Below are 16,286 nucleotides of genomic sequence, written 5' to 3' on the forward strand. Positions count from 1 at the left end.
TTGGTATCATTTAGTATTGAAAAACATATAAACTGGTACAATATATTAGTTGACAATTCATTGACAGAATGCTACGATATGCTTGGTGATAATGATGATAGAGAAAAGAAAAGCACCGGCGTTTCATTGCCCCCGCTGGGAAGAACTGCCGGATATGGATTTATATATGGATCAGGTCGTAACCCTGTTAAATGAATATCTGAAGCCGTTTCATGCGAAGGATCAGGAAAAGATGGTAACCTCCACCATGATCAATAATTATGTGAAGCACGGAATCGTTTCCCCGCCCGTCAAAAAGAAATATACGAAGAACCACGTTGCCTATCTGATGGTGGTCTGTATCTTAAAGATGGTGTATCGCATGGATGAAATCAGCAAGCTGATTCGTGTGCAGATTTACAAATATCCCATTGATCAGGCTTATAACTATTTCTGTGCTGAGCTGGAATGCTGTCTGAAATGCATTTTCGCCCATAAAAAAGTGCATCATGCGCCAAGTGATGATGAGGGAAGTCTTGTGGTCGACCTGATTCGTAATACCGTGCAGGCTGTGGCGTACACGATTTATGTACGGCACGAGCTGGAGCATCCCCAGATTATGATACAGGAGGAATCCGATACATAGGCGGCTTTCACAGTAACATGTGGAAGCTTTTTTATTTTTTGTTTATTTCCTTCCATCAGCCGCATATAGTATAGCAAGAGGGATACCAAATGAACGAACTGCTTGTGATTGCCTGGCTGCTGCTTCCTGCTTCCGCTTTGCTGATACAATATTATCTGATACAAAAACGACAGAATTTGCTGTGGATCCTGCCGCTTTTGAGTCTGGCCGTCACCTTTTTTATCGGACTGGCGGCTGTATTGTATGCTTTTTTCCTGATTATATTTACAAAGGTTCTGATGGCAGAAGATCCGCATCAAAGCTGATGACCTCACTCGTTTTCATATCGAGAATATATTCATGGGAAACGATCCAGCACCGGGTTTTATAATTCCGTGTCCGCAGATACAGAAAATCCGCATAAAAACGAAGCTGGAAACCGATCTGATCCTGTGAATCCCCGTGCTCTATACGTACGAAGGAAGGCAGATTGATCAAAAACAGATTGCGTCTTGCCAGAACCTCGCATAGGGCGAAGCTGTTGTGCAGATGTCCGCTGATGAAAATGATATGAGGATGTACATCCTTCAGCATGTCCACCTGCAGGTGCTGCTGCGTACCGGTATGATCTTCACTCATAACATGGGTATCCTGCAGCGGCTGGTGTGCGATGATGCATACCGGCTTGTTTTTATCATCCTGCTTTAATCCGTTTAACAGCCAGTCCACCTGCTTTTTGGTGAGAATCATATCGTTCTTGCTTGGCCGCTCACTATTCAAAATATAAAAATGGACGCCTTCTACATACCGGTCAAAATAAATACTTTCCGCATGTCGTGGCAGCAGCTTCCGGTATTCCGGATGAATGCGGTTTTGTGTGCGTGAAAACAGATTATAGAGATCGTGGTTACCCAATGCAGGCAGAATATGAATCGGGAATTCCTGCAGCTGCGTAAGCACCTGTTTCATCTGAAACGGATAGCCGTTATTTGTCAGATCACCGCAAATTGCCACATGGCGAACCTTGCGCTTCCATATATCCTCCAATGCGGCTTCCAGCTTTTCATTCTGTCTGGGGAAAGCGATGTGCAAATCTGACAGCAGCTCCATTTGCAGATAGCTTTTTTCGTTGCAGATCCGATTGGCAAAGGCCGTTCTTTTTTTATCCATAGCAAATCTCCTCCTGCTGTATATTGTGGACAGAAAACGCTCTTCTATAACGCATAGAGAAAAAGAATTACAGCTGTCGAACAGCTTTTCCACCGCTGAAAATCACAATTTCTGTTTATATCTTTTTTCGCTTGTGATACTATAATACTGAACGAAAAAGAAAGTTGAGGTATGCGAAGATGGATTATGCAAAAGAAGCGCTGCGTCTGCATGCAGAGTGGAAAGGAAAGCTGGATGTCAATCCCAAAATGGAAATCAACACCAAGGATGATCTGAGTCTGGCGTATACACCGGGAGTTGCTGCTCCCTGTCTGGAAATCGAAAAGGACATCAACAAAAGCTATGAGCTGACCGGACGTGGAAATCTGGTAGCGGTTGTAACTGACGGGACGGCGGTTCTCGGCTTGGGAGATATCGGACCGGAGGCAGGGATGCCGGTCATGGAGGGGAAATGTGTTCTGTTTAAGGAGTTTGGCGGTGTGAACGCAATCCCTTTATGCATCAAAAGCAAGGATGTGGATGAAATCGTACATACAATTGCCCTTTTATCCGGCAGCTTTGGCGGCATCAATCTGGAAGATATCGCAGCACCGCGCTGTTTTGAAATCGAGGCGAAGCTGAAGGAGCTGTGTGATATTCCGGTATTCCATGATGATCAGCATGGAACTGCCATCGTTACCGCAGCTGCTTTGTTGAATGCAGTGAAGCTGACAGGTAAAAACATGGGGGATTTACGTATCGTCATTAACGGTGCAGGCTCTGCCGGTATCGCGATTGCCAGACTGCTGCTGAATATGAAGTTCGGTGACGTTATTTTGTGTGATTCCAAGGGTAGTGTTTATAAGGGAAGAGAAGGCATGAATGCGGGCAAGAAGGAGATTGCCGAGCTGACGAACAAGGGAATGCTGAAGGGAAGTCTTGCGGATGCCATGAAGGGGAGCGATATCTTTATCGGTGTATCTGCCCCGGATGTGGTGAGTGAGGCTATGGTAGCCAGCATGAATGAGAAATCCATTGTCCTGCCGATGGCAAATCCGGTACCGGAAATCATGCCGGATAAGGCAAAGCATGCCGGAGCCTTCGTCGTGGGAACAGGCCGCAGTGACTTTGCTAATCAGATCAATAACGTTCTGGCATTCCCCGGCATTTTCCGCGGTGCTCTGGATGTTCGTGCAAGCGATATCAATGAGGAAATGAAGGTTGCTGCTGCATATGCAATCGCTTCCTTGGTAAGTGATGAAGAGCTGAGCGTAGATTATATTATCCCAAGCGCTTTGAATAAAGAGGTGGGTGCTGTTATAGCCGAAGCTGTTGCACAGGCGGCAAGGGAAAGCGGTGTAGCGCGCATATAATTGAATAGAGAATACGGTGACCAGTATGAAGTATAGAAATCGCCGTATTTTTCTTTGGTAAGCAGGTGGAGGGAGCGTGCCGTCCGACGGATATGGGAGAATAAGCCTTCATCTGTAAAGCTCAGCCTGCGTTTTCTATTTCTATCATAAAAAAAGAGCTCCTATCAGCCTGATTGCGGAGTTCTTTTTCTATCTGTATGTTATGTAAAAAATATTATACCATGTTTTCTGCTATGACATAGGCATCAAATTCTTCCGCACTCAAAAAGCCGAGTGCCACACAGGCTTCTTTTAAGGATATCCCATCCTGATAGGCTTTTTTTGCTGTTTTTGCGGCATTCTCATAGCCAATATGCGGATTCAGAGCAGTAACGAGCATCAGTGAATGCTGCAGATATTCCGCCATTTTTTCTTCGTTTGCCCGGATACCCTCTACACAGTGGATGCGGAAGCTGCGCAGACCGTCACTGAGCAGGGTGATGGATTGCAGGAAGTTATAAATGATTACCGGCATGAAGACATTCAGCTCAAAATTTCCCTGACTGGCCGCAAAGCCGATGGCCGCATCATTTCCCATGACCTGTACGGCTACCATGGTCATCGCTTCACATTGTGTCGGATTTACCTTTCCCGGCATAATGCTGCTTCCTGGCTCATTTTCCGGTATCCGAATTTCCTGCAGACCACAACGCGGACCGCTTGCCAGCCAGCGTACATCATTTGCCATCTTCATACAGTTTGCCGCCAGTGCCTTCAGCGCACCATGGGCGAAGCAGATATCATCCTTCGCAGACAGAGCGTGGAATTTGTTCGGGTCGCTGATAAATTGAGTAGCCAGCTGATCGCTCAGCCTTTCACAGACGAGATCGCCGAATCCCTGCGGGGTATTCAGTCCGGTACCGACTGCCGTCCCTCCAATGGCAAGCTTACGCAGGGAATCAATTGCCTTTTGCAGCATATCGATATTGTTCTCCAGCATGCCTCTCCATCCGCTGATTTCCTGTGAAAAGCGCAGTGGTGTCGCATCCTGCAGGTGTGTACGTCCGATTTTGATGATATGCTGATTCTCTTTTTCCAGACGCTTTAAAGCATGAATCATTTCCTCCAGCTGGGGCATTAGCTGTTTACGTAGTGCTTCAATCGCTGCGATATGCATAGCAGTAGGGAACGTGTCATTGGAACTTTGTCCCTTATTCACATCGTCATTTGGATGCAGCAGCTGTTCCCTTGCAATTTCATTTCCGCGATTGGCAATGACCTCATTTACATTCATATTGCTCTGTGTTCCACTTCCTGTCTGCCAGACAGAAAGTGGGAAGTGGGCATCCAGTCTGCCGCATAAAATCTCATCACAGGCAGTGGCAATCGCATCCAGCTTACGCTCCTCCATACGGCCAAGCTCATAGTTGACCTTTGCGCAGGCCAGCTTCAGATGTGCAAAGGCACAGATCATGCTCAGAGGGATTTTCTCATCCCCGATTTTGAAATTCTCATAGCTGCGCTGTGTCTGGGCTCCCCAGTATTTATCTTCCTCCACAGCGATTTCACCCATGGAATCATGTTCCATTCGTGTTTTCATAAGACGCACTCTCCTTTTTATCTCTACACTGATTTTATCATGTTCCGGTATGAAAAAAAAGAGCCGGACAGGAAAGAGCGGCTCAGAAAGCTATGCACAAAAGTAAAAGACAGAGAAGCAGAAGTCCCGAAATACTGGTACCGATGATGCCCAGCACCAGACCGGCAATCGCTCTGCCTGCCGGACGTAGCACCCTGGCTCTGGCTCCCATGACAATAGCCAGAATTCCGCAAGCCAGAGAAACAAGCACAATCAGCATTCCCGGCAGCTACCGGAAAAAGGAAAACAGGATAGCAGGCACACAGAATGATACAGAAACAATGCCGAGAACCATGGATGCAATCGCTGTACGGATTGTCGCGCTGTTCATATCAAATCCATCCTTTCAATATAAAACGGGCCATAGCCCGTTTAACCGCCAATCTGATAATCGTCATCCAGTACCTTGATTTGACTGTCACCGATAATGAAATAATGCGGATAATGATACAGCAGATTCTTATTCACAAAGGAAATGCTGCCCAGCAGAATATCCACAGCCTCAATGGATGTACGTGTCATAAGATCGGAAATAAAATTGAAATCTGTTTTCATGTCCTTGTAATGTGCATCGGAGAATGTGTAGATGGTGTTTTCCGGAATAAAGCCGGTTGCTCTACTCAGCGGTTTCACAATATTTCTTGCATAAGCCGGAGCACTGATTTCATAGCCGTTCATACTCAATGGGGTACCATATTCCACGATAGCCTTTAGAATACGCGCATTACCAATCACCTTTTCCAGAGAATCATCCTTGACATTGATGACAAATTTACGACCTTCGGCAAACTGATTGATATGATATTCGTTCTGAAAGAACAGATACATGTGATGATTCAGTGTCTTTGCGACATCCTCTCTCACCGGCTCATATCCAACCCAGCCTCCAAAATCATTTACATCTGCAATTTCGATTCCATACATAACCTGTTTCATATGAATTCTCCTCTCGTGTGTAGTTCTTATCTATATTATATACTGAAATGAATGTAAAAAACAGATTTTACGCACAAATTCTCCATGCTTTTCCTTATACAGAAGTGTTTACAGTCGCAAAGGTATGCCATCATATGCGAATTCCTTCGAAAAATACTGACTGCGTGGCATACAAAGCAGTATCCTACAGATACCCGGAAGTGGTCTTCCCAAACTGAATGTAACAGGTAGTAAATATTCCGCTAATAGTGCTCTCTGATTTTTTTACAAATTTCTATTATTTCCTATCCACATATGATAAAATTATACAAAGGTTTACCAGTGCTTTTACAGAGTCTGCATGCTGTATGCACAAGCGATAGCATAGGCTTTTGATAGAGAGAGAGGATATCGGGGATGAGTAGAAAACGGATTTGTGAGGATTGCGGAAATAAGTGCAATGATGAATATTGTCCGATTTGCGGAAGGAAAACAAAGGTATACAACGAAGCTTCCCGTCAGGAGGATACGCTGTATGATGCCGCAAAGTATCGTACCACGGCTGATACGAAAAAAGCGGAGAGTGGCGTGTTTGAAGAAAAGAAGGAGCGCATCGATGACAGTGAGCGTGTAAGGGAGCACCGCTATAATCATCCCAATGCGAAGAATTTGCGCCTGCGCATGGAAAAGGGTGGACATCCGTATTATGAGCATATCAAGGGAGGGGGTACGCAGAAAAATATCCGTTTGGTTCAGCTGTTCAGCCTGCTGCTGATTATCGGTATCGTGGTTGCGGTTGCTGTGGTCGCTGTGACCTCCTTTCGCGATGAGCCTTCGACATTCACAGACAATGAGGACATTGGTGACAGCTTTGTGAGTGGAAATATTTCCAAGCATGAGGTGGATGAGAAGGTTTCCCTGACCTGTATGGTAAAGGATTATGAATATGCCGAAGGTGTCCAGACGGTCATTGTGGAAAATAACAGTCCGTATTTTGTGAAAACGGATTTGATAAAGAACGGAGAACCGGTGGGATATTTGAATCTGCCTTCCCATTCAAAAACGGAGAATCTGATTTATGATGAAAATCTGTCCTCCTGTGAGAATAAAATCTACGGGGTGTATGAAATGGATATCGAAAAGCCGCAGGTAGCCTACACATTTACGGATACGTATGTGGAAGACTATACGCTGCAGGCAAGGATGGATGTAAAGGAAGCTATTGATGAAAAGCAGCTTGCCGTTCTCATGCGTTATCTGTATGCACAGGCCAGTGAATCCTTTCTGTATGAGCTGTATGAGGTGAACATCTATCAGGGCGATCGATACCTGTTCGATTCCTGTTTTGACTTTACACGAGGAACCATCAAATTCAATTCCGTGGAGGCATCTTTTACTATGGAGGACATCGTTATCGAAAATTAGGACTTTTTCTAATAATGAAAACGTGGTAAGATAGTAAGGAATATGAAGGAGAAATAGGTTATGAAACATACAGTGCGTTTACAGGAAGAGATTTCAAAACATGTGTCCGCAAGAAAACATATTACAACACAGATCGAATACTTCTGCGACAGCGAAGAGGATACGAAGCATCTGACACAGAATATCACAGAGGTGCTGACAAAGCATCTTGGTGACAGCAGACTTGCCAAAATCACCTACGACTATCATCCGGCTGAGAAAAAAGTGGAAGTTGTGATTATCGAACACCAGTAAGAAGCTTTGCGATGTCTTGATGGCATCGTTTTTTCTTTTCCTGGTGAATGCCATGGAAAGAAAAGGATCAAAAAAGCATTTTTTATGCACATTCCTACACGCAGTGGGATTCAAGCGAAAAGGAAGAGTGAATTCTATGAGGCAGGAGATTTTCCGCTCCTTCATTTTATTGCGGCTTTACGGATTTTCCATTACCATATAGCATCCTTATACGAATTGTGCACCTGTTATCAATGATACACAATGTGCAATCGATGTTCCCTTATAAGCAGGTGGTTATATTGCTGAAATCGGTTGAAAAGGAAGAATCCGGATAGGATGAAAAAAGTCGGTAAACTATACTGTTCCTTCATATCGGGGATGTATAGCTTATTAGCTATAAAAAAGAAGCTGTCATACAATTGAGAACCGATTTGGTCTCTCCTGTATTCCAGCTTTCATGCTGTCGTATATTCCCAACACGGATAAGAAGCAGGAAGGAAAAGAGGCTGTTTCTCTTTTTATACTTTCTGCTTTTTATTACTGTTATTTTTGATAGACGTGCTCAATTTCTGCGACATACATGGTATGATAATCCTTCTGCGGATAATTCTTTTCAATCAAGGCGGCATCCAGGAAGCAGTCCTCCCGCATTTCCTGCGCATACAGCTTGCGGCATACAAGCACCGTGTTTGCTTCTGTGAAATAAGGTGCATCGTTTATGAATGCGGTATGCAGACCGGCTTTTTCTATCTTTTGCTCATCTCTGCCACTGACCGTGCCAAGATAGGAAAGTGTTTTGCGGTATTCCTCATCGTAAAAGGAAAGGGTAAAGCAGTCTTTCTGATCAATAAATTCCTTGGTATAGCGCTGCGGACGCAGAAATACGAAAGCAACCTTCTTGTTCCATAAAATTCCCATGCCTCCCCAGGAGGCTGTCATCGTATTCACAATACCGTCCCTTTCGGCGCTGACCAGCATCCATTCCTTTCCGATCATCGTAAACGCATCACTGTGCAGCTGACTTGTTTGTATCTCTTTAAGCTCCATAATATCAGATCCTTTCTTTTCCATTATTATAGTGTATGCAGATTCCGTTTACAAGTTGAATATAGCGGGTAATCACTTGCAAAGCTGCGCTGTGTGCATTATGATAGCCTTATGAAAAGAGGGAATCTGTTTATGAACATAACCTATATTACACACAGCTGCTTTCTGGTGGAGCTGGATAGCTGTTATCTGCTGTTTGACTATTACAGGGGCACGCTGCCGAGGATGAAAGAGGACAAGCCACTGTATGTGTTTGCCAGTCATGCGCATGCCGATCACTACAGCACCAGGATTTTTAAGCTGAAGCACCCGTCTATTACATGGATTTTATCCAGTGATATCGCAGCTGCGCATCCCCATATACAGGTGGAAGCAGGGAAGTGCTATACAGTGAATGAGCTGCAGCTGCGCACGCTTGCTTCTACGGATGAGGGTGTTGCCTTTCTGGTGACAGCTGAGGACAATTGCATCTATCACGCCGGTGATCTCAACTGGTGGGACTGGGGCGATGAAGATACGCCGCAGGAACATGCAGAGATGAAGGAGCGCTATTTCCGGGAGCTGCAAAGCATCAAAGGGATGCATTTTGACGTTGCCTTTCTACCGGTGGATCCCAGATTGAAGGAGCGTGCGCTGAAAGGAGCCCGGGCTTTTCTTCAATATGCCTCCTGCGATCTTCTGGTACCGATGCATTTCTGGAAGGATACTGCCGTCTTTACATGGCTGCGGCATTCAGAAATCCAGAACATAGAAGCCATGCAGCTCTGGCTGGGATTCCAGGAACTGGAAACGTTTACAAAAGTATAAGGTTTCTTCACCTTCCTGTGGAAGTTTTTTCTGAAGTATGCTACTATTGTACTATATAAACAATAGAAAAGGGAGTATGGATAATGGAAACAAAAGAAATCATCAAACATGCCTTAAAGGATTATCAGAATATTACCGGACTGCGCAGCTATGTGGTATATGACAATACGGTAATTCAGAGTGCTTCGGAGAAAAATTATTTCTGCAAGTGTTTGAAATCCAGCAGTAAGGCTTTGAAAAAGTGTGAGGAATGTACAGAGGAAACATATGAGAATGCGAGAAAAATCGATCATGAATGTGTGTATTCCTGTCATGCAGGTCTCATCAAATGGGCGGTACCGGTACAGCGTGGAGATTTCCACTGTGTTATCGTCAGTGAAGGTGTTCTCGCCATGAAACAGATGGAGGATGCTGATAAATGGGCAAAATATCTAAGCAGGGAGTATCAGCTGGATGAGAGTATGCTGCTGAAGAATTTTAAGGTCATTCAGACGATGGATGAGGATCAGATGAATGCTTCGATTGAGCTGTTAAAGGATTTGTTGTCCTATCACTTTGCCATGGCGGAAAAGCAGGCGTAGCGTTATATTTTCATACAATGGAAGCGTGTATGTTCAGTCAGGGAATCGCTGAAGGGATAAACATACATGCAAAAGGGATCGATACCGTTTCGATGATATCGATTCCTTTTTTGACTTTATGAGATGTATCCTGTCCATTTCTGATAAGAAATTACGCATCCTTCAAGCTTGGCTGTTTTATTGCTTAGTGTCAATTGCTCTATGGAATATATGGGAAATATGGCATAAGAAAGCATTTTGATATGAATCGCAGGATTCCCGAGACATATGAATGGCGAAAAGAAAGTGTATCCTTTATAATAAAGACAGCTACAATAATAGAGAAGAGGGTGATTTTATGACAATTACAAATCCATATATACTGGCAGCGATTGGAACCGGGTTCACATTTTTGATGACTGCCCTGGGCGCTGCGACAATCTTTTTGATCCGCAAGGAGATGAAGAAGGGAATGCAGTCTGCCTTTCTCGGCTTTGCGGCAGGTGTGATGATTGCGGCTTCTGTCTGGAGTCTTTTGATTCCCAGCATGGAACAGGCAAAAGAACTGGGAATACCGGAATGGCTTCCGGCAGGCGGCGGCTTTGTGTTAGGCGGTCTGTTTCTGCTGGCACTGGATAAGGCGCTGCCGCATCTGCATCCGGGAAGCGATGAACCCGAGGGACCGAAAAGCTCCCTGAAGAGGACGACGATGCTGGTATTTGCCGTTACGCTGCATAACATTCCCGAGGGCATGGCAGTCGGTCTGTCCTTTGCCTTATCCACATCGGCGGGGGCCTCTACAACATTGGCTGCCGCTGTCGCATTGGCAATCGGAATCGGCCTGCAGAATTTTCCGGAGGGTGCCGCCATCTCCTTACCGCTGTACAAGGAGGGCTGCTCGCGTGCGAAAGCATTTCTTTACGGCGCATTGAGCGGTATCGTGGAGCCGATTGCAGGAATCGCTACGGTTGCTATCGTCGGCGGGGCCACCATTGCCATGCCATGGCTGCTGTCCTTTGCGGCAGGGGCAATGATTTATGTGGTGGTGGAGGAGCTGATTCCGGAAGCAAATCTGGATGCGCACTCCCATGCCGGGACCTACGGTGTCATGATCGGGTTTCTGATTATGATGATCATGGATGTTGCCTTGGGATAAAACGATTTCTAAATTATCGTAGGGTCCTGAAGAAAAAACAGCAAAAACGGGTCGCACTGACCCGTTTTTCTTTGTACTGTATCAGATATTTCTTGCAAGCTCATAGGCATCCCAGATCGCATACATGATATTATGTACCCGGTTGGAATCTCCGATATTGTATACCTGGATATCCATATCCTTCAGTTCCTCATAAATCCTGTTGTTTGCGATATAGCCGATAGAGGTGATGATGCCGTCCGCAGGCAGCAGCTTTTCACCCTGTGGCGTAGAAATGACAATACCCTCATCGCTAGATTTCACTACGCTGGATTTGGTGTGCACATCGATCCTGTGGTAGGTAATCAGATCCTCCAGCATGAAATGATTCATATGCGGCAGAGCACCGGCTCCTCCCAGAATTTCGTCCGCTATTTCCACAACTGTGACATGGCTGCCCTGCTGTGCCAGCCAGATTCCTGTTTCACAGCCGACAAGTCCGCCGCCGATGATGACAACATTGCCACTGATGTTTTTCTGTCCCAGCAGCACCTCGTCCGCGCTCGCAACTGGCAGAGGTCCTTCAACCTCCATATGTCTCGGTGTTGAACCGCTGGCACATACGATGACATCCGCATGATAACTGTCGATTGTATCTGGAGTAACCTCATGATGATAGCGGACATCAACCTTCAGCAGCTCCAGCTGACGCTTGTAATAGGAAATCAGCTTGCGGTCATAGCGTTTAAAATGCGGAACACCGCCGGGAATCAGGTTACCTCCCAGCTGATCGCTTTTTTCACACAGAATGACAGAATGACCTCTGAGTGAACACACCCGTGCTGTTTCCAGTCCTGCAACACCTCCGCCGATAACGAGTACGGTTTTCTTTGTACAGGCTGCAGTAATGCCGTAAATTTCCTCACGTCCGCACGCCGGATTTACTGCACAGCAAATCGGACCATTGGCAATTCTTCCCAGACAGCCCTCATGACAGCCCAGACATGGCCGGATTTCATCCGTTCTTCCCGTTCTGACCTTTTCTGCGAACTCCGCATCCGCCAGCAGCGGACGTCCGTAGCTGATAATATCACAGCAATCCTTCAATGCCTCCACTGCCATATCCGGATCATCCATCCGCCCGGCTAAGATAATCGGTACGTCGACCTCTTTTTTCAGAATTCTTCCGAATTCGCGGTACATGCCGTCTTCAAAATACATCGGTGGGTGATTCCAGTACCAGGAATCATAGGTTCCAGCATCCACATTCAATGCATCATAGCCGGCATTAACCAGGATCTTCGCAGCTGCAATGCCTTCCTCGATATCCTTTCCGACCTCCGTGTATTCCTCCTGCGGCAGACCTCCCTGCCGAAGACCCTTCATACAGCTTTTCAGACTGTAGCGCAGCGATACAGGAAAGTCAGGTCCGCAGACCTTTTTGATTCCCCTGACAATCTCTGTGGCAACACGCAGACGGTTTTCCAGAGAGCCGCCGAATTCATCGCTGCGTTTATTAAATAAAGCAATGGCGAACTGATCCAGCAGGTAGCCTTCATGCACCGCATGGATTTCCACACCGTCAAAGCCTGACTTTTTCGCAATCGCCGCAGATTCGATGAAGCGCCTGATCAGATTCATGATTTCCTCTTTGGTCATTTCACGATGTGTGATACGCGGATCAAAGCGGTTGGTGTTTTCACTTGGAGCGATATGCTTTGCCGTAAAGCCGGGCAGGGCACTGCGTCCCAGACCGCCGGTCAGCTGAAGAAAAATCTTGGAGCCGTATGCATGAATGCGGTCATTCATGCTATAGGTACTGTGAATGAAAGCAAGCGGATTGCTTGTCGGGCATGGCAGACCGTTTGCGGGGATGCCCTCGATACTCATATCGACGGAGCAGATACCCGTGATGATCAAACCAACGTTGTTTTTTGCGCGCTCTACGTAATAATCCTGCAGGCGCTGGTTGAAGCCGCCGAAGGAATCCGCATACCCGACCGGCCCCATGGGTGCCATGGAAATCCTGTTTTTCAATGTACAGGAGCCAATGCCTGTTGGTTGAAACAACTCTCGATGATGTGTCATAAAGTCCTCCTTACCGAATACGTTCGGTCAATATCTAGTTTCATTCTAACAGGCAATGTAAGCGTTGTCAACACTTGCCGAATACATTCGCTGAAAGGATTTGTATGTCTGTGTCAGGTATGATATAATCAACTGGAAATCGGGTGAAGAGGATACCGGAGAAAGCTTTTGAGGCGAATCGTCATTAGGCAATTTCAGAATCTTGCTTTACCCACAGGAGGTCAGTTGGATGGAAAAAAAACAAACGCGGAAGGAACAGGCATTGCAGACGCGCTCCAATATACTTACTGTATGCACAGGACTGCTGCGTGAGCATACCTTTGATGAGCTCAGCATATCCATGATCTGCAGGGAAGCGGACATATCCGTGGGTGCCTTCTATCATCATTTTAAAACGAAATCCGACATCATTGTGGAGCTGTACCGCGATGTGGATGATGTCTTCGTGAACGATATTCTGCCTGTCTGCAGGCAGCTGCCGCCGCTGGAAGCGATTTTGCAGTACCTGTGTGAGCAATGCGGCTATGCGGAAACGATGGGGATTGACAGTATCAAAAATGTGTACAAGGCGCAAATCGACAATGGAAATACCTTTTTTGCGTCCAATGCACGCGGTCTGCCCGACGGTCTGCGCTGTCTTTTGCAGCGTGCGGTGAGGGAGTGCTGTCTGAAAACGGATACGGATATCGAAAAGCTTTTGGAGGATCTGCTGATTATGAGCAGGGGGGTAATCTATTACTGGTGTATCCGAAACGGAGAAATCAATGTGCGGGACTATATCTATCATATGGCAGAGGGATATTTGCAGGCATATATTGCGAATCCGTCCATTTCTTTGTGATTATCATACAAAACAGGTATACATACAATGCGGATAGCACGAAATTCACAGAAAAATGAATAAAAAGTACAGAAATTTGAAAAAACTGTACTTTTTTTAAATTCTTCACGTATTCCTTAGTGATTTGTGTTAAAATATTGATAAATGATAAACGCTTACATATTTGTGTAAAGGAGGCAATTTATGACGTTCATGAGACAGGAACTGATTCAGGATATACGAAATGCAGCGGGATGCAAGCCAACTGCCGGGACACTTTACAAGGCAATCAACCGTGCGGTGCGCAAGCAGATGGCAAAGCTGGAGCCTGTTGTATCAAAGCGGAAGCTGTACTATATCTCCGCAGAGTTTTTGCTGGGAAAAATGCTGACAAGCAATCTGATTCATCTGCATGCTCTGGAGGATGTAAAGACTCTTGTCGGGGAATATGGCTGGACATGGAAGGAAATACAGGATATTGAGCAGGAGCCAAGTCTTGGTAACGGCGGTCTTGGAAGACTGGCCGCATGCTTTCTGGATTCCATTGCAGAGCTGAATCTGTGCGGGGACGGGATCGGTCTGTATTATCACTTCGGCCTGTTTGAACAGCGCTTTCTAAATCATAAGCAGACAGAGCTGCCAAACGCATGGATCGACACGGTCAGCTGGTTTGATAGGGTGCCGGTTGATTTTCAGGTTAAGCTTCCATGCTGTACCCTGCAGCCGGTGCGCTACGATATGGATGTTATCGGCTTTGACGGGAAAAAGAACCGTCTGCATCTGTTTGATGTGGAAAGTGTTGAGGAGGGCATCGTTAAAGAGGGCATTCAGTTCGATAAAACGGATATCCGACGGAATCTGACGCTGTTTCTGTATCCGGATGACAGTGATGAGCAGGGCAGACTGCTTCGCATTTACCAGCAGTATTTCATGGTAGCCTGCGGTGCGCATATGATTCTGGAGGAACAGAAGCAGCTAGGGCATGATCTGCACAGACTGTATGAGCATGCCGTGATTCAAATCAATGATACCCATCCATCTCTGATCATACCGGAGCTGATATATCAGCTGATGCAGGAGGGTATTCGTATGAAGGAGGCGGTGCGCATTGTTGAAAAAACGTGTGCATACACCAATCATACGATTCTGGCAGAGGCTCTGGAAACCTGGCCGATGTCCTATCTGAAAACCGTAGTTCCGCATTTGTGCGGCATTCTGCAGGCACTGGATACCGCAGCAGATCAGCGCTGCAGTGCAGCTGGTGTGGCATTGATCGATGCGGACAATCGCATGCATATGGCACATATGGATATACATTTTGGAAAAAGCGTCAACGGGGTTGCGGCTTTGCACACAGAGATACTGAAGCAAAGCGAGCTGCATGCCTTTTATGAGCTGTATCCTAAAAAATTTAAAAATAAAACCAATGGTATCACCTTTACCCGCTGGCTGCATGCCTGCAATACACAGCTGTATACGTATCTGATGGAGCTGCTGCATATGGATTCCTGGCAGGATGAGCGCCTTGCAGAGCTGCATGCCTATGCACAGGATGCGGATGTCATTGCACATCTGCAGGCCATTAAACAGGAAAAGAAACGGGAATGGTGTACACATATCCGCAACAAGCAGAGGGTGGCAATCAATCCCAACAGTATCTTCGATACGCAGGTCAAACGGCTGCATGAATACAAGCGCCAGCAGATGAATGCGCTGTGGATTATTTATAAACTGAAGGAAATTCGCAAAGGAAATCTGCCAAAGCGGCCGATCACCTGTATTTTCGGAGCCAAGGCGGCACCTGCATATACGATTGCCAAGGATATCATTCATGTGCTGCTCTGTCTGCAGGATATCATTGAACACGATGCCAGGGTATCTCCGTATCTGCAGGTCTGCTTCATTGAAAATTACAATGTGAGCGAAGCGGAGCTGATCATTCCGGCAAGCGACATATCCGAGCAGATCTCACTGGCAAGCAAGGAAGCCAGCGGGACAGGAAACATGAAGTTTATGCTGAACGGTGCGCTGACGCTGGGAACTCGGGACGGTGCCAATGTGGAGATTGCCGATCTGGTTGAGGAAGACAATATTTATATCTTTGGAAAAAGCAGTGAAGAGGTCATTGCGCATTATGAAAAGGCAGATTACTGTTCACGGGATTATTATGAACAGGATGCTCTGCTGCAGGAGCTGGTGGATTATCTGATCGGTGAGGAAATGCTTGCGACAGGAGATCGAAAATCGCTGCATCGCTTTTATCAGGAGCTGCTGAACAAGGACTGGTTCATGACGCTGCTGGATACCAGAGAGTATATAGCATGTAAGGAACAGATGCTGAAGGATTATGAGAACCGCAAGCTTTGGGGACGGAAAATGCTGCACAATATCGCATGCAGCTCCTTCTTCTCCAGCAAACGTACGATTGAGGATTATGACCGTGACATCTGGAACTTAGGATAGGAGGAA

The 16,286-nt window shown here is 46.1% G+C and carries 16 protein-coding genes; 11 read left to right on the top strand and 5 right to left on the bottom strand.

The annotated features are described in order from the left end of the window. Positions 1-94 precede the first annotated feature (94 nt). Both ACESPQ_RS06095 and ACESPQ_RS06100 read left to right on the top strand, forming a co-directional pair. On the top strand, positions 95-625 hold the full coding sequence (locus ACESPQ_RS06095; protein WP_009587840.1) for a DUF1836 domain-containing protein: 531 nt from the start codon (positions 95-97) through the stop codon (positions 623-625). An 89-nt stretch (positions 626-714) separates the two neighbouring features. After that, on the top strand, positions 715-930 hold the full coding sequence (locus tag ACESPQ_RS06100) for a hypothetical protein (protein WP_002608317.1): 216 nt from the start codon (positions 715-717) through the stop codon (positions 928-930). Here the strand turns inward: ACESPQ_RS06100 and ACESPQ_RS06105 are convergent. Beyond that, entirely contained in the window at positions 890-1,774 is an 885-nt protein-coding gene (locus tag ACESPQ_RS06105; RefSeq protein ID WP_373144077.1) for a metallophosphoesterase family protein, read from the bottom strand. The genes ACESPQ_RS06100 and ACESPQ_RS06105 overlap by 41 nt on opposite strands. Before the next feature lie 179 nt (positions 1,775-1,953). Between ACESPQ_RS06105 and ACESPQ_RS06110 the strand changes: the two genes are divergently transcribed. Next, positions 1,954-3,126, top strand: coding sequence for an NAD(P)-dependent malic enzyme (locus tag ACESPQ_RS06110; RefSeq protein ID WP_002608319.1), 1,173 nt, complete (start codon positions 1,954-1,956; stop codon positions 3,124-3,126). Between the two features lie 214 nt (positions 3,127-3,340). Here the strand turns inward: ACESPQ_RS06110 and fumC are convergent, their stop codons facing one another. Further along, positions 3,341-4,705, bottom strand: a complete 1,365-nt coding sequence (gene fumC, locus ACESPQ_RS06115) for a class II fumarate hydratase (protein ID WP_257337710.1) — start codon at positions 4,703-4,705, stop codon at positions 3,341-3,343. 92 nt (positions 4,706-4,797) lie between these two features. On the opposite strand from fumC, the gene ACESPQ_RS06120 reads away from it, so the two are divergent. Continuing rightward, positions 4,798-5,154 (top strand): hypothetical protein, encoded by a 357-nt coding sequence (locus tag ACESPQ_RS06120; protein ID WP_373144078.1) that lies wholly within the window; start codon positions 4,798-4,800, stop codon positions 5,152-5,154. Here ACESPQ_RS06120 and ACESPQ_RS06125 read toward each other — a convergent pair. Further along, positions 5,117-5,680 (bottom strand): hypothetical protein, encoded by a 564-nt coding sequence (locus ACESPQ_RS06125; RefSeq protein ID WP_002608322.1) that lies wholly within the window; start codon positions 5,678-5,680, stop codon positions 5,117-5,119. The two genes, ACESPQ_RS06120 and ACESPQ_RS06125, sit on opposite strands and share 38 nt — an antisense overlap. A gap of 396 nt (positions 5,681-6,076) precedes the next feature. Between ACESPQ_RS06125 and ACESPQ_RS06130 the strand changes: the two genes are divergently transcribed. Then, complete coding sequence (locus ACESPQ_RS06130; RefSeq protein WP_373144079.1) at positions 6,077-7,084, top strand: hypothetical protein; 1,008 nt, start codon at positions 6,077-6,079, stop codon at positions 7,082-7,084. 60 nt (positions 7,085-7,144) lie between these two features. Then, positions 7,145-7,378: a hypothetical protein gene (locus ACESPQ_RS06135; protein ID WP_002608324.1), complete on the top strand. Its 234-nt coding sequence runs from the start codon at positions 7,145-7,147 to the stop codon at positions 7,376-7,378. 525 nt (positions 7,379-7,903) lie between these two features. Here ACESPQ_RS06135 and ACESPQ_RS06140 read toward each other — a convergent pair. Further along, positions 7,904-8,407, bottom strand: a complete 504-nt coding sequence (locus tag ACESPQ_RS06140) for a flavin reductase family protein (protein ID WP_002608325.1) — start codon at positions 8,405-8,407, stop codon at positions 7,904-7,906. 132 nt (positions 8,408-8,539) lie between these two features. Here ACESPQ_RS06140 and ACESPQ_RS06145 point away from each other — a divergent pair, with 132 nt between their 5' ends. From ACESPQ_RS06145 to ACESPQ_RS06155, 3 genes are all read left to right on the top strand, one after another. Further along, a complete protein-coding gene (locus ACESPQ_RS06145; protein WP_257334302.1) occupies positions 8,540-9,214 on the top strand; it encodes an MBL fold metallo-hydrolase in 675 nt (224 codons plus the stop codon). A gap of 83 nt (positions 9,215-9,297) precedes the next feature. Next, a complete protein-coding gene (locus ACESPQ_RS06150; RefSeq protein WP_002608327.1) occupies positions 9,298-9,795 on the top strand; it encodes a PocR ligand-binding domain-containing protein in 498 nt (165 codons plus the stop codon). Between the two features lie 337 nt (positions 9,796-10,132). Further along, on the top strand, positions 10,133-10,930 hold the full coding sequence (locus ACESPQ_RS06155) for a ZIP family metal transporter (protein WP_002608328.1): 798 nt from the start codon (positions 10,133-10,135) through the stop codon (positions 10,928-10,930). Between the two features lie 81 nt (positions 10,931-11,011). Here the strand turns inward: ACESPQ_RS06155 and ACESPQ_RS06160 are convergent, their stop codons facing one another. Continuing rightward, positions 11,012-12,997 (bottom strand): FAD-dependent oxidoreductase, encoded by a 1,986-nt coding sequence (locus ACESPQ_RS06160; protein WP_257379567.1) that lies wholly within the window; start codon positions 12,995-12,997, stop codon positions 11,012-11,014. Between the two features lie 229 nt (positions 12,998-13,226). Here ACESPQ_RS06160 and ACESPQ_RS06165 point away from each other — a divergent pair, with 229 nt between their 5' ends. Both ACESPQ_RS06165 and glgP read left to right on the top strand, forming a co-directional pair. Next, a complete protein-coding gene (locus ACESPQ_RS06165; RefSeq protein WP_002608330.1) occupies positions 13,227-13,838 on the top strand; it encodes a TetR/AcrR family transcriptional regulator in 612 nt (203 codons plus the stop codon). 183 nt (positions 13,839-14,021) lie between these two features. After that, positions 14,022-16,280: a glycogen/starch/alpha-glucan family phosphorylase gene (gene glgP, locus ACESPQ_RS06170; RefSeq protein ID WP_118002073.1), complete on the top strand. Its 2,259-nt coding sequence runs from the start codon at positions 14,022-14,024 to the stop codon at positions 16,278-16,280. The last annotated feature ends 6 nt before the right edge of the window (positions 16,281-16,286 follow it).

Origin of the sequence: Clostridium sp. HGF2 (assembly GCF_964240115.1) — a bacterium.
In the GTDB taxonomy this organism is placed as follows: Bacteria; Bacillota_I; Bacilli_A; order Erysipelotrichales; family Erysipelotrichaceae; genus Clostridium_AQ; species Clostridium_AQ innocuum.

Excerpts from the sequence above, each read along its gene's own strand:
- ACESPQ_RS06095 (WP_009587840.1), top strand. The coding sequence starts at position 95 with ATGATAGAGAAAAGAAAAGCACCGGCGTTTCATTGCCCCCGCTGGGAA.
- ACESPQ_RS06100 (WP_002608317.1), top strand. The coding sequence starts at position 715 with ATGAACGAACTGCTTGTGATTGCCTGGCTGCTGCTTCCTGCTTCCGCT.
- ACESPQ_RS06105 (WP_373144077.1), bottom strand. The coding sequence starts at position 1,774 with ATGGATAAAAAAAGAACGGCCTTTGCCAATCGGATCTGCAACGAAAAA.
- ACESPQ_RS06110 (WP_002608319.1), top strand. The coding sequence starts at position 1,954 with ATGGATTATGCAAAAGAAGCGCTGCGTCTGCATGCAGAGTGGAAAGGA.
- fumC (WP_257337710.1), bottom strand. The coding sequence starts at position 4,705 with ATGAAAACACGAATGGAACATGATTCCATGGGTGAAATCGCTGTGGAG.
- ACESPQ_RS06120 (WP_373144078.1), top strand. The coding sequence starts at position 4,798 with ATGCACAAAAGTAAAAGACAGAGAAGCAGAAGTCCCGAAATACTGGTA.
- ACESPQ_RS06125 (WP_002608322.1), bottom strand. The coding sequence starts at position 5,680 with ATGAAACAGGTTATGTATGGAATCGAAATTGCAGATGTAAATGATTTT.
- ACESPQ_RS06130 (WP_373144079.1), top strand. The coding sequence starts at position 6,077 with ATGAGTAGAAAACGGATTTGTGAGGATTGCGGAAATAAGTGCAATGAT.
- ACESPQ_RS06135 (WP_002608324.1), top strand. The coding sequence starts at position 7,145 with ATGAAACATACAGTGCGTTTACAGGAAGAGATTTCAAAACATGTGTCC.
- ACESPQ_RS06140 (WP_002608325.1), bottom strand. The coding sequence starts at position 8,407 with ATGGAGCTTAAAGAGATACAAACAAGTCAGCTGCACAGTGATGCGTTT.
- ACESPQ_RS06145 (WP_257334302.1), top strand. The coding sequence starts at position 8,540 with ATGAACATAACCTATATTACACACAGCTGCTTTCTGGTGGAGCTGGAT.
- ACESPQ_RS06150 (WP_002608327.1), top strand. The coding sequence starts at position 9,298 with ATGGAAACAAAAGAAATCATCAAACATGCCTTAAAGGATTATCAGAAT.
- ACESPQ_RS06155 (WP_002608328.1), top strand. The coding sequence starts at position 10,133 with ATGACAATTACAAATCCATATATACTGGCAGCGATTGGAACCGGGTTC.
- ACESPQ_RS06160 (WP_257379567.1), bottom strand. The coding sequence starts at position 12,997 with ATGACACATCATCGAGAGTTGTTTCAACCAACAGGCATTGGCTCCTGT.
- ACESPQ_RS06165 (WP_002608330.1), top strand. The coding sequence starts at position 13,227 with ATGGAAAAAAAACAAACGCGGAAGGAACAGGCATTGCAGACGCGCTCC.
- glgP (WP_118002073.1), top strand. The coding sequence starts at position 14,022 with ATGACGTTCATGAGACAGGAACTGATTCAGGATATACGAAATGCAGCG.